The sequence below is a fragment of the Acidobacteriota bacterium genome, from assembly GCA_040752915.1.
Lineage (GTDB): Bacteria > Acidobacteriota > UBA4820 > UBA4820 > DSQY01 > JBFLVU01.
Genome location: JBFMHB010000072.1, coordinates 1 through 12667 on the forward strand (window position 1 = coordinate 1; position 12667 = coordinate 12667).

Annotated in this window: 9 protein-coding genes; 5 read left to right on the forward strand and 4 right to left on the reverse strand. The window is 67.6% G+C overall.

From position 1 onward, the window contains the following. Window positions 1-468 precede the first annotated feature (468 nt). The 4 genes from AB1824_11405 to AB1824_11420 all read left to right on the forward strand — a co-directional run bounded on the left by AB1824_11405 (window position 469) and on the right by AB1824_11420 (window position 4810). Window positions 469-1524 (forward strand): HAMP domain-containing sensor histidine kinase, encoded by a 1056-nt coding sequence (locus tag AB1824_11405; protein MEW5765571.1) that lies wholly within the window; start codon window positions 469-471, stop codon window positions 1522-1524. Continuing rightward, window positions 1517-2851 carry a sigma-54 dependent transcriptional regulator gene (locus tag AB1824_11410; GenBank protein ID MEW5765572.1) on the forward strand — a complete coding sequence of 445 codons (1335 nt, stop codon included), beginning with the start codon at window positions 1517-1519 and terminating at the stop codon, window positions 2849-2851. Before AB1824_11405 ends, AB1824_11410 begins: the two co-directional genes overlap by 8 nt. Before the next feature lie 300 nt (window positions 2852-3151). After that, window positions 3152-3580, forward strand: coding sequence for a hypothetical protein (locus tag AB1824_11415; protein ID MEW5765573.1), 429 nt, complete (start codon window positions 3152-3154; stop codon window positions 3578-3580). Between the two features lie 186 nt (window positions 3581-3766). After that, window positions 3767-4810: a DUF5666 domain-containing protein gene (locus AB1824_11420; protein MEW5765574.1), complete on the forward strand. Its 1044-nt coding sequence runs from the start codon at window positions 3767-3769 to the stop codon at window positions 4808-4810. A gap of 249 nt (window positions 4811-5059) precedes the next feature. Here the strand turns inward: AB1824_11420 and AB1824_11425 are convergent, their stop codons facing one another. The 4 genes from AB1824_11425 to AB1824_11440 all read right to left on the reverse strand — a co-directional run bounded on the left by AB1824_11425 (window position 5060) and on the right by AB1824_11440 (window position 12318). Next, window positions 5060-6877, reverse strand: coding sequence for a BamA/TamA family outer membrane protein (locus tag AB1824_11425; protein ID MEW5765575.1), 1818 nt, complete (start codon window positions 6875-6877; stop codon window positions 5060-5062). Further along, the gene (locus AB1824_11430; protein ID MEW5765576.1) at window positions 6877-10458 is read right to left on the reverse strand and encodes a translocation/assembly module TamB domain-containing protein; all 3582 of its coding nucleotides are present in this window, start codon (window positions 10456-10458) and stop codon (window positions 6877-6879) included. The genes AB1824_11425 and AB1824_11430 overlap by 1 nt, the downstream gene beginning before the upstream one ends. Before the next feature lie 158 nt (window positions 10459-10616). Next, window positions 10617-11459: a hypothetical protein gene (locus tag AB1824_11435; protein ID MEW5765577.1), complete on the reverse strand. Its 843-nt coding sequence runs from the start codon at window positions 11457-11459 to the stop codon at window positions 10617-10619. A gap of 88 nt (window positions 11460-11547) precedes the next feature. Continuing rightward, the gene (locus AB1824_11440) at window positions 11548-12318 is read right to left on the reverse strand and encodes a M90 family metallopeptidase (GenBank protein ID MEW5765578.1); all 771 of its coding nucleotides are present in this window, start codon (window positions 12316-12318) and stop codon (window positions 11548-11550) included. 177 nt (window positions 12319-12495) lie between these two features. On the opposite strand from AB1824_11440, the gene AB1824_11445 reads away from it, so the two are divergent. After that, on the forward strand, window positions 12496-12667 hold a 172-nt coding region (locus AB1824_11445), incomplete at its 3' end, for a cold-shock protein (GenBank protein MEW5765579.1).

The window sequence follows — 12667 nt, forward strand, 5'->3', positions numbered from 1 at the left end:
TGCGCGTCTAAACCTGCCTGCCTCCCGTCGCGCAGCGGCGTACGGCGCGTCCCGGCGCCGGTGGGCCGAGTGCAAGGAAGCCGAGGCGGCTGCGACGCAGGCGTACTGGGATGTGCGTCGAGGAGCTGGCCGCCGAAGGCTGACGCCGCAATCGGTCCGGCGCCGCCGGCGCAACGCCGGAGGAGGGGGGAGGGGCATTCCAGCACGAGGCCGGGCCTGGAGCCCGAAGGGCGGCGGAGGGGCTGGGGACGGGGCGCGTGCGGGCGGGCATGGACGCGCCCGGACCGGGCCCTCCGTGCCGCGCCAGGGGCGCGGCCAGGGCCCGGCCGACGTTCGAAGGAGACACGATGCTTTCTTTTGGACACGCATGAATAGGATCTACTTTTCAGCCCGAGTGCGGTGGCTCCCACGCGGCAAGAGCGCAGTCGGGCTGGCCCGATGATTGCAGATCCCCCCTTGGGAGGTGCCATGAATCGAAAATGGTCCCTGAGCCTCCAGGCGGGCGTTCTCGTGATTCTCGTGGCCTTCACGCTCTCCCTGCATTACATGGTCCTGCCCTTCCCCCACTGGGTTCACCTCGTCCACCGGCGGCTGTGCTACGTCCCGATCATCCTGGCGGCCCTCTGGTTCGGAACGCGCGGTGGGCTGATCGTCGGGTCGGCCATCTCGGCGGCCACCCTTCCCCTCGCGCTGAGGTTTGAGGGTCCTCTCCTCGATAACCAGGATTTCATGGAGATCCTCTTCTACCTCGGCCTGGGTCTGCTGACCGGACTCCTCGTGGACCGCCGAGAGGCGGACCGAGCCCGGGCCATGGAACTAGGTCGGCGCTTGGAGGCCGCAGAGCGCTTCGCGGCTGCGGGAAGGGTCGCCTCGGGTGTGGCCCACGAAATCCGTACGCCCCTCGGCTCCATTCAGGGCGCCGCGGAGATCCTGGCCGAAGACTATCCACCGGACCACGTCCGTCGCCCCTTCTTCGAGATCCTCCTCCAGGAGATCGATCGCTTGAGGAGGGTGGTGGACGAATTCCTGGACCTGGGCCGGTCCATCCCTCTGAACCCGGGGACGGTCCGTGCGGAGGATGCGGTGCAGGACGTCATTCGGGCTCTCAATCCGGCCGCGGGACTTGCCGGCGTTGTCCTGGAAGCGGATGTTCCAAGAGGGTGTCTTGTGGAGGCGGATCCCCACCGCCTGCACCAGGCGCTGGCCAACCTTGTCCTGAACGCCATTCAGGTCTCGCCGCCCAGCTCTCGGGTGAAGGTGGCGGCGTCCGAGCGGCCGGAGGGGTGCGCCTTTGCGGTGGAGGACGAGGGTCCCGGCCTTCCAGGCGGAAGCGAGGCAAAGCTCTTCGAACCCTTCTTCACAAGGCGAAAGGACGGCACGGGCCTCGGTCTCGCGCTGGTCAAACAGATCGCCGATGCCCATGGCGGAAAGGTGTGGGGGGAGACGCGGTCCGCCGGGGGGGCGCGGTTCACCCTCCTTCTCCCTCGAAAAGCCGCGGCAGGTCCGGGAGGCGACGGTGCGTAAGGGACGCATCCTTCTTGTGGAGGACGATCCGAATCTTCGGCGCGTCCTGGCGTACCACCTGGAAAAGCACGGCCACTCGGTCACCCAGGCCATGGACGCGGATTCCGCCTTGGAAAGGGCAAGGGAGGAGCCCTTCGACCTCGTGATCACGGACGTGCGGATGCCGAGAACGAGCGGGATCGAGCTCCTGTCCTCCCTTACGGAGCAGGTCCCCGGTCTGCCCGTCGTGGTCATGACCGCGTACGGAACCATCGCGGATGCCGTCGAGGCCATGCGGCGGGGAGCCGCCGACTACCTCACGAAGCCGATTGACCAGGAGGCCCTGCTTCTCGTGGCGGACAAGGCCATGAAGATCGGAGACCTGGACCGAGAAAACCGCCGCCTCCGAAGGGCGCTGGAGGAGAAGAAGCCCCAGGAGGGCATCGTGGCCGCCAGCGCGCCCATGCAGCAGATCCTCGAAACGGTCCGACGGGTGGCGCCCACGGAAGCGACGGTCCTGATCACGGGGGAAAGCGGGACGGGGAAGGAACTGATCGCCCGGGCGCTCCATGCGCAGTCGTCGAGGCGAGAAGGACCCTTCGTGGCGGTCAACTGCGCCGCCCTGCCCCGCGATCTTCTCGAGAGCGAGCTCTTCGGCCACGAACGGGGAGCCTTCACCGGCGCGACGGACAAACGCCAAGGCAAGTTCGTTCAGGCGCACGGGGGCACGCTCCTTCTCGACGAAATCGGGGATATGGACCTCGGGCTCCAGGCCAAGATTCTCAGGGTTCTCCAGGAGCGGGTCGTGGATCCCGTGGGGGGGCGCCGTACCACGCCCGTCGACGTTCGCGTGATCGCGGCGACCAACCAGGACCTGGAGAAAGCCGTCGAAGCCGGCGCTTTCCGCCGAGACCTGTTCTACCGCCTCAACGTGATCCCCATCCACGTCCCCCCCCTGAGGGAGCGGGGCGACGACGTTCGCCTCCTCCTGAGACGATTCCTCATGGAATACAGCGGAGGCGACCAAGAAGTATCGATGGAGGCCATGGCCATGCTGGAAAGTTACTCGTGGCCCGGCAACGTCCGCGAGCTTCAGAACCTGTGCCAGCGCCTGGCCATCCTGTGCCGCGGCGGGGTCATCGGACCGGAGCAACTGCCTCGGGAGTTTCGGAAGTCCACGGGCGGGAACTTCGCGGAGGAGGGAGGTCTGTGGGCGCTGGAGAGGGAGGCCATCCTGAAGGCCTTGCGGGAGAGCCGGGGAAACCGGTCCGCCGCCGCAAGGAGCCTCCACATCCCGCGGCACGTCCTGCTCTACCGCTTGAAGAAATTTGGAATCGAGGACGCGTAGCCCGCCTCCGCCAGAGGCACCCTCCCGCATCGCAATTTCGCTCTCGTGCGGTTTCGGAGACGACGGCGCACCGGCCGCTCCTGCCCGGGGCGAGCCTCCGTTCAACAACTGTATTCGGCGCATCGAGAAAAACTTCCGTCCGTTCGCCTTCGGCCCCTGCCGGTTCCCTCCCGGGGGCGCATGCAACCGCCTCCTGAAGAAAGAGATATCGCATTCTCTGCGCGCGCCTCATGGGGGTGGCATGGCCTTTGATAGGTCCAGGAACAGCGGGCATGGTCCCGGCAGATGAAGGAGGATCCGATGACGACGTTGCGCATCCAGGACGAATCGTACGGGTATCCCGTGATGCTTTCTCCGGGAGGGACGGTGGCCGTGCTGATCGTGTCCCTCCTACTGGTTTCGGGAGCGGGCCTCGTGGCTTGGCGCTACCAGAGATGGTTGGACACTCCGCAAAGATTCACGATGACCTTGGGAGAGCGGGGATTCTCCCCCGAGTCCTTGACCCTCGATCCGCGGCGGCCCGTGGAACTGACGATCCTTCGAACGGGCGGGGGACGATGCACCCAAGGAGTCGTGTTGAGCGGAGCGGGCATGCGGCAGTTCTTTCCGGAAACGGGAAAGGCGGTTTTTCACTGGACGCCTCGGGCCACCGGCCGGTACGAGCTCCGATGTTTCATGGGGTGTCTGCGCGCGAGTGTCCGGCTCACGGATACGAGCGCCTCGATGTAAGGTGCAGGCATTGCGGCAGGAGATTTGCTTACCTAAGACGGGGCCCGGCAGCGAACGGCCCGCCGTCGGAGGCTTCCGGCCGAGAAGGAGGAATACGGACTGGAGGATATCATCCAATCGCGCTTCCAAACCGGTGAAAAAAGTGCAGCGACACACTGTGAGAATGGCCTGCCAAGGAGGTTGCCCATGTTTGCGAGGTTTCTCGGGACGGAATGGATACGCTTTGGGTTGCGCGCCGGGGTGCTGGGCTTGGTTTGCACAGCCCTGGCCGCCCCCTTTTCGACCTTTGCCCAGAATCCGGGGGGACCTTCCCCTCACGGCTATCTTTCGGGGGACATTGAATCGGTAAACGGCGACTCGATCGTCGTTCAGGGCATCCCCCTCGCTGTCACGTCCGACACGGTTCTCGTCGGAATGGACGATCAGGGCAACCTGGTCAGCCTGGACCTGCCCGACCTCGTGGTGGGTGAGGAGGCGGTAGCGTTCGAGCGGGTGAACCTAGGGCAGGCGGTCGCCACCGCGGTCTACGTTGGACGCCCCTTCATGCTCCAGGGAAACATCACTTCGCTTGAAGCAGACACATCCGGGAACCCCGTGCAGATCACCCTGGATGGTCTCTTCGACATCCGCGTGGCGCAGGCCCGCTTCTCGGGGATGAGCCCCGCCGACATGCAATCGGGCGTGGGAGGCGATATGTCCGGCGGCATGGGTAGCGGAGGGATGATGGGCGGCGGCGGCGGCATGGGCGGCGGCGGCGGCATGGGCGGCGGCGGCGGCATGGGCGGCGGCGGCGGCATGGGTGGCGGCGGCGGCATGGGTGGCGGTGGCGGCATGGGCGGCGGCGGCGGCATGCATGCGGCGGAGCACATGGGCCAGGATCATGGCCAGGATCTCCTGCTTCAGGTCGGTTCCTATGCCTCCGTCGGGGGAATCGCAACAGACGCCTTCTTCGCAGGGGTCTTTGTCCACGTCATGGCCACGGATACGATGGGTGCCGGAAGAATCTCGTCGGTTACCGCCAGCCAGGGTACGGTCACGGGCTTTCAGATGGAACGCCGAGGTCAAAGCGTGTCCGTCGTCCTCGACCCCGAGACGGTGATCACCCGGCGAGGGCAATCCGTTTCCCCCTCCGAATTGGCTCCATCGCAGGTTGTGCGGGTGGAAGGCCTCACGAGGCAGGATGGCTCCATTCTCGCTTCGACGGTCCGGATCATGGGTGGGCGGGGTTGACGGCACGGTGGGTCTCCTGCCCCCACGTAGGCACGGGTGGGCGGAGCGGCGGCTCCGCCTGCCTCTCGGGCGGGCAGATTGGAAAAAGTCAGCCTTCCCCGCCCGCCTGAGCAGGCAGCCTCAAGGTGGGCATACCGCCCCCGGCCTTTTCCGCCGGCGCCCTGTCCTGTCTCCCGAGATTCATCTGGATCGTGGGGCGCCCAGGAAAGGCCTCCTTCGGGATCTGGCCCCCTGAATGGCCCACGGGCGCTAAAAGGCGTATCCGATAAAGAAAGCGATCTGATAACGGGACGGGTCCACGGGCGTCTTCCTCAGCTTCCACGCCAGATCCACGCCCACGGGGCCCACGGGGGTCTTGAAACGCAGGCCCGCGCCCGCGCCCGTGAAAAGGGACGCACCGCCCGAGGCAAAGGGCCTCGTGGTCGCATTGCCTGCATCCGCGAAGAGCAGGCCGCTGATGTCGCCCCACAGGGGAAATCGGAGTTCCGTGGACATCTCGATCAACCCCTTTCCCCCTTGGAGGATTCCATCCTGGGAACGGGGGCCCAGCACGCCAAACCGGTACCCACGGACGCTGGCCTGGCCCCCGGCATAGAAGCGTCGCGTGAGGGGGATGCCCGATAGATTCTGATCCGTCAGGATGCCTCCCGCCTTCAGGCGCGCCGCCCAGACCCAGTCCTTCCCCAGGGAACGGTAGTGCCTCGCCTCGGCGGTGGTCCTGAGAAACCGGATCCCGTTTTGCGTGACCGAGGGCTCCGCCGCCGCGGTCAGGAGCCAACCCGTTCGGGGGTCGTAGGGCGCGTCGGTGGTGTTGTAGGTGAGGACCCCCTGGAGGGAGGCGATGGTCGCGGCCTCCTTGGCTTCGCGGGTGAGACGCAGACCGACGGACGGGTCGGGTTCGAGGCGGGTGATGTGTTCCCCGGAGGCGAAGAGACGGCCGCTGAACCGCGGAGTGAAGGCGTGTTCGAGCCCCAGACGGCCCTGCAGAGTGTGGTAGGTGTAGGCCGGAAGCTTGATCTTGCCATAGGAGGCATGGGCGGAGAGCGCCGTGTCCCGGTCGAGGAAGTAGGGCCGGCGCAGGTGGGCGGAGGCTTCCCTCTCCAGCGAGGAGCCGCGGAATTCGAAGCCGAGGCTGATCATCCGGTCCCGCAGGCGCAGGGTCTCCCATCCCGCCCGCCAACGGAGATCCTCATCGGTGCTGAACCCCATTCCCAGGCGGATTCTCCTGTGGCGTCCCTCCTTCAGAACGATGACCACGGGAACTTCGCCCTCGGGGCCCTTGCGCCTGGGCCGCACGACCACCGAATCGAACAGTCCCGTTCTGTACAGGGCCTCCTGGGTCTTCTCCACCTCGGAGATCCGGTAGGGAGAGCCGCGGCGGAACGTCACCGCGCGGGCGAGGAGAACCTCCTCGGTGTGGCGAATCCCCTGGAAGGTGACGTCGCCAAAGACGCCTCTCGGGCCCGGCGTCACCGTGAACGTGGCGCGGGCTTTCCGGGCGGCCAGGTCCACCTCGGCCTCGGGAACGACCACCGGAAACGGGTGGCCCGCCTCCTGGAAGCCCCGCATCAGGTGGTCCGCCGATGCCTCGTAGGCGTCCGCGGTGAACCGGTCCCCCCGCCGGAGGGGAAGATCCTCGACGAGCAGGGCGAGGAGCGCCTCCGACTCGCCCGAACGCGGTCCGGACAGCCCGACCCCCACGGATTCGCAAAGCGTGGGGAGTCCTTCCTCCACGCGGATCTCCGCCACGGGGGGCGGGGACCCCGCGGCCACCGCGGTGGCCTCGAAAAACCCTTGGCGCCTGTAAAAGAGGGCGATTTCGGAGGCCGCCCGGTCCACGTCCACCGCCGTGAAGGAAGGACCCGCTCCGAAAGGATGGAACCGGGAGGGCCGGGGAATCTCCGCGGCCAGAAGGAGCCGGTCCTCGGCGAAGGAGGACTGGCCGGTGACTCGGATGGACCGGTACACGGGGCCGGGAGACTGGGGAGCCTCGGGCGGGGTCTGGGCCCAGGAGGCTCCCGCGGCCAGCGCGAGGAGGAGGGGCGCGAGGCGGAAGGGGCGGCCCATCAGTAACTCTGTTCCCAGAGGAGGTCGAGGCCCGATTTCCCCAGGGTGGAGGACTCGGACTGGACGCTGAGGTGGCGGTTGATGCGGTAGCGGAGATTGAGGCGGCCCTCGGGTAGGGCCCCGAAGGTCTGGCGGTACTCGAGAACGGTCCGATCCCCGATGAACTTGCTGAATCCCACCTGGGCGGCTCCCGAGGAGTCCGTCCCCAATTGGAAGGCGTCCAGGTCCAGGCGCTTCTTGACCGAGTCCAGGAGCGGGCCGGCCTGGTACTGCACCGCCAGGGCGGCGGCGGCCGAACCCCACTTCTGGTTCTCGCCCGCCGTCAGGTCCTCCGAGGCCCGGCCGAAGAGGAGCGTGGCGAGGATGTCGCCCTCTTCCATGGGCGGGGAGGAACTCAGCCCGAGTTCCGGGCGGCCCGCCGGCCCCGTGACGTGAGCGGTCACCACCGCTCCCGCGGACTCTCTCCGGGCCTTGAGGTCCAGGTACGGAGTCCAGTCCGTCGTGCCCTTGAAGAAGATCCGAGATTCGGTCAGGTCAAATTTCAAACCTTGAAACACGTATCGGCCTTGAAGGATGTCCAGACTCCCTTCGAGGGCCTCCCCGTCCTCCCTCATACGGAGCGTCAATTCGCCCGCCAGTTCAGCCAGGAGGCTGCGGTTGGTTGCCCAGAGCTTGCCTTCGCTGCGGATCCGCAAGGTGCCCCGCAAGGGCCCCACCAGTTCGTCGGGTACGGAGGCCGCGGCCAGGGGGGATCCGGGAGGGGTGTTGACGAACCGGATGGTGGCGGGGATGGGCTCCATTCTCTCGAGTTCGGGAAGCTGGATCCGGCCCTTGACGATCCGGGTGGTCCCCTCCACCACTGGCCGCGAGAGGGGGCCTCTCAGGGTCACGTCGAAATCGGCCGTTCCCGAAAAGTCCCTGCCGAAGACCACGGGGAAGTCGTCACCCCTGGCGCGCAGGCTCATGTCCCGGACGAGGAGTCCCCGGAACTCCAGGCCTCCCTCAAGGGTGGCCGCCCCCCCTTCCGTTGTCGTCAGCGAGGACTCGGAAATCCTCAGATTCCGGCCTTCCGCGGCCATCCGGGCGCCGCCCAGAACGAACAAGTCGCTGTCGGGGATTCTCAGGCGAAGGTCCAGAAGGGCGAGTTCGCCTTGGAGGTCCGGATCTTCCAGGGAACCCACCCAGGTGAGCTCTCCCGTCACAAAACCCGTCAGGGTGTCGGGTCCCGGCAGGAAGGGAAGGAACCTCAGGGGAAGGTGCTTTGCGGTGATTCGGGCCTCCAGTCCGGCGGCAAGACCGGCGTCGGCGTAGCGGAACCGGCCCTCGGTGGCCACGCTGTTCTGGTTGCGCCGGAGCTGAATGCCCTCCCACCGGAAGGACTTCGAATCCCAGGCCACGCGGCCGGGAGCCGTCAGGTCGAAGGGACGTCCCTCCAGCTCCATTCGCAGCGTGTCCACGCGAAGGTCGCCGTGGTCGCCGTCGAGGAGGCCGACGGCGGTGGCTTGCACCGCGCGGCCGGCGCCAAAGCCCGTGCGGAGGTTCATTCGGGAGACCCCTCCCGCCTCGGCGAAGGTGAGCGTTCCGTCCCCCAGCACCGTCCCGTCCCGCGCGAGTTCCCTCCAATCCGCGGACACCTTCTTCTCCCCGGGCCCCCACACGCCGCGGATTTCCGCGCTCCCGGCGTCGAACCCCCACGCGGAGAAAGGCCGGAGGTGAATTCTCCCGGCCACCGAGGGGGCCTCGATCTCCCCCTGGAGAGTCCCCTCCGCTTCGGCCATTCCGGCGAGCTCCACGTTCCAGAGGTTTCCCCACCTGCCCAGGGGGGCCTCGCGGACTCGAACCTCCAGGTCCAGGCGCCCCGCCGGTCCCACCGAACCCTTCAAGCCGATGCTCCCGAGCGAGGTGAGGGATTCGGCGGGGGAAAGGCGGAAGACTTCCCAGTCCGTGACCTCCACTTCGGACCGGAAGGGACCCAGGCTCACGCCCGACCAGGAGGACGAGGAGGATTCGAGAAGGATGCGGCCCCGTTCCAGTGAGGCGCCCTCGAAGCGGGCGGAGAAGTTCCACGGACCCTCTCCCGGAAGCCCCCACGTGGCGGGAGCCACCGATCGGCAAGTCACCCACCACGCAGCCGGCGCCTCCGGGGAGAGGGAGAGGGTGCCCGAATAGGCGCCGCCGGATGCGTCATCGGCTTCGGCCTCGAGGTGAAACGACTCTCCCCGCCAGGTGAGTTCCAGGCGTTCCGCCCGCAGGGGGTCCCCGGGAAGGCGAAGGGGAGGGGGCAGCTCCGGGAGGAGATCCAGGCGGCCTAGGATTTCGGGCAGGACGGCGGCATCGCCCGACAGGCCCAGGCGGAAGAGGTCCTCCTTTCCGTCCCAAGCAAGGCGAAAAGCCCCCCTCCCGGTCAAGGGACTCGATGCCGTCCCTTCCAAGTCGGCCTTCGAGAATCCGCCGCGGCCCTGCAGATTTGCCGAGGACACGGGGAATCCCCACACCGAGGAAGGCCCCAGGGCGGCCTGTGCGGTCCAGGAAGTTTCCCCCGTCTCAGGAAGGCGGGCTTGAAAACGAACGGATCCGGAAAGGTTGGCCACGCGGTCGGGGGGAGTGGTCCAGAAGGGGGCCAGGGAGAAGGATGGGCTCTCGACCTCTCCCTCCAGGACCCATGCGCCTTCCGAAAGGTGCGCCGAGCCCTTCGAACGAAGGACCCCCAGTGCCGGTTCGCTCAGGTCGGACACCCATCGCCAGCCTCCCTCCTTCAGGGAAAGGGAGAGATTGCCAGTGGGGCGAAAATCCGGGGCGCTCGGACTCCAGAAAGGCCATTCGCTCAGGGCGAAGGGCGACACGGTGGCGTTCAGGGCCAGCTCCGGGAGGGACGTGGCGAGGTCAGCGGCGGACCCGGTGACGAAGGCCGACGAGGCCGGGGTTCTGAGACGGAGGGCCCCCTTGAGGCCGTCGGGAGGGATCCAGGTGAGCCGGCCCTGGGCGCTCAGGGGCCCGGGCCATCGCGGCGCCTCTCGGACGGAGAGGCGGAGACCGTCCAGGGTCAGCCGACCCGCGGCAATCGATAGGTCGCCGGCCAGGGACACACCACGGACGGCGGTGGGTGCGCTTTCGGCCGCCGCCGACCGGATTTCAAGGAGGGCGCCCTCCACCTTGAGCCCCGAAACCGAAACCAGAAGCCAGGGGGGGATCGGGTTGGAGGGGGGCGATGCATCCTCCGGGGAGACTCGGGCGTGCGTCCACACCACGACCTTGAGCCCTTCCGCGGACGGGTTCTTGGCGGAAAAGACCCCCGCGAGGAGGGGCGTGGAGTGGAGGCGGACGCGCAGGCGCCGGAGGGTCACCTCGAAGCGGCCCGGCACGACGACCTTCACTCCATCGAGCTGAAGACCGGAGAGCAGGGTCCCCTGGCGCTTCTCCGCGGTGAACGTTCCGCCGCTGCGGGCGAGGGCCTTCAGGAGGACCCGCTCGCAGTACCGGTCCACCAGCGGTGTCCTTCTCAGGACCAGCCCCAGCGCGAACAGGAGAAACAGGAGGGCGACCGCCCCCCAGACCAGGATGCGAACCCATCGGCGCCGCATGGCCTCTCTTGTACCACAGGATGGGAAGAGCCGGGAGGAGGAAAAAGAGATTGGGGAAGGGGAGCGGTCGGGCGGCGATCGGGACGAAACGAGGCGGGGACGGGGCGCCGGAGGCCCCGTCCCCTGTGGAGAGAAGGAGGGGTAGGGATGGGTGAAGGTCAGCGTCCGGCGGAGGGGTCCGGGCACCAGGCCCCCTCGAAGCCCGTGGCCCGTTCACGACGGTCCAGGGGACGCACCTTCGGAGGGGGGGGAGGAAGGACGCCCAGCGCGACCAGCTGGGGCCGGAACTCGTATCGGAGCCGCACCGAAGCCGACGGGGTCTCCTCCAGGTCCAGGCTCACGCGGTTTACGCTGTGGCGCATCCGGCGCCCGATTCCCGTGGCCGCGTAGTCGTCCGAGAGGTCCGACCCTTTTTCCAGCGACTTGGAGTCCTGGTTTCGGGAGGAGGGCGCGGGGGCCTGGGCCGACGGGCGCTCGCGCCGGGCCGCGCCCTCGTCGGCGGACGTTTCACCGCCCAGGACCCCGCCTAGAGCCTCCACCTCGGCGGGACAGCGGACCTTTTCGGCGAAGAACACGGCCTCGATGGTGCCGAGGTTCTCCGTCTGGCCGAGCCACGCTCCGTACGAGCGCTTTTCACCCGTGAAGAAGAATCTGCGCGCCTCCCCGCCGCTCACCTGCCAGCCCGAGATCACGACGGTCTCGTAGGGATCCAGCACCCACTTCGTGGCCCGGGCGGGATCGGAGCGCTGGGCGTTTACGGTGTTCAGTCCATCCACGGACAGGGCCACGGCCACGCGGCGCCCCAGGGGATTGGTGAGGCGGAGAGCGTACTCCCTGCCGCGGAGGGCCTCCACGTACACCTTTTCTCCCGCCGCGTATTCGGGTCGCGGAACCCCGTCCACCAGCACTTCCACTGTGAACCCCGAGGGGCCCGCCGCCAGGAGGGGGAGCCCCAGCGCCATCGCGCCCGCCGCCAACCAGTTCTTCAGCATCCGTCTCATGGTCGCCTCCTGTCCGCTACACCGCGTGAGACCGTATCGGAGGCGGAAGGTTCCATTCGGGGCGGTGGGCGTCGCTCCGGGCGGGGCCTTACCAGATCCAAGCCGCCGGATCGAGGGCGAAGTACTCGGAGAGGAGGGCGTACAGCTCGGGGTGGTGGCGCTTCAGATCGGAGGGCCGCTCGAAAAAGGCCTCGGCGGACACGGCGAAGAACTCGGCCTCGTCCTCGGCCCCGTAGGGATCGAGCACCCGCACCTTCTTTCCCCGATCCACGGCGTCGGCGAAGGCTTCGAAGGCATCCAGGAAGGTCTCCCGCCACCGGGCGAAGCGCTCCCGGTCCGGGGGGGCGGGGCGGGCCCCGTCGAGGAAGTCCAACAGGTCGATCTGGTGGGCGAACTCGTGGAGGACGAGGTTGCGGCCGTCGGCCCGCTTGGCGTCCGCCGAGACCTCGCTCCAGGAAAGGACCACCTGCCCGCGCTCCCAGGCCTCGCCTTCGCGGTCGTCGAGGTCCTCCGTGACGACGCCCAGCTCATCCTCCACGGCTTCGCGGGCGATGTACCGGGAGGGGTAAAGCAGGATGGTCCGCACGTGATCGAAGGCATCCACCGACCGGCCAAGGGTGAGAAGACAGGCCTCGGCCGAGATGAGAACCCGCATCTCCTCCCGCTCGCGCAGGCCCCCGCATGCCTCCCAGTCCCTCTCGGCCATGAAAAGGCGGAGGTCGTCCTCCAGCCGGGCCCAGAGACCCTCCGGAAGGGCCCTCAGGACCGCGGCGTCACGGCGGAGCATCCGGCGCCACTCGGGGGGGAAGGGCTCTGAGAGAATGCGCTCTCGGCGCCTTCTTTTGAAGAATCCGAACATCTCCTCCACCTTTTTCCGCGCCCGATGGCCCGGTCACGGGTCCGAAAAGGCCCCGGGGGCTCCGTCCCCGCGGTCCGGGGCGGTTGACAATCCGGCCCGCCCATGGTAAACTCCTTGGCGAACCCTCTTCAACAAACGGTTTGTTGAGATGGTGATTCAAAGAAACAGGAGTTAGCAGTGGTCAACGGAACAGTGAAGTGGTTCAACGAGAAGAAGGGCTATGGTTTCATCACTCTGGAGACGGGCGGGGACGCCTTCGTCCATTTCTCCGCCATCGAGGGCAACGGCTTCAAGACCCTCACCGAGGGCCAGAAGGTTCAGCTCGAGGTGGTCCAGGGCCAGAAGGGCC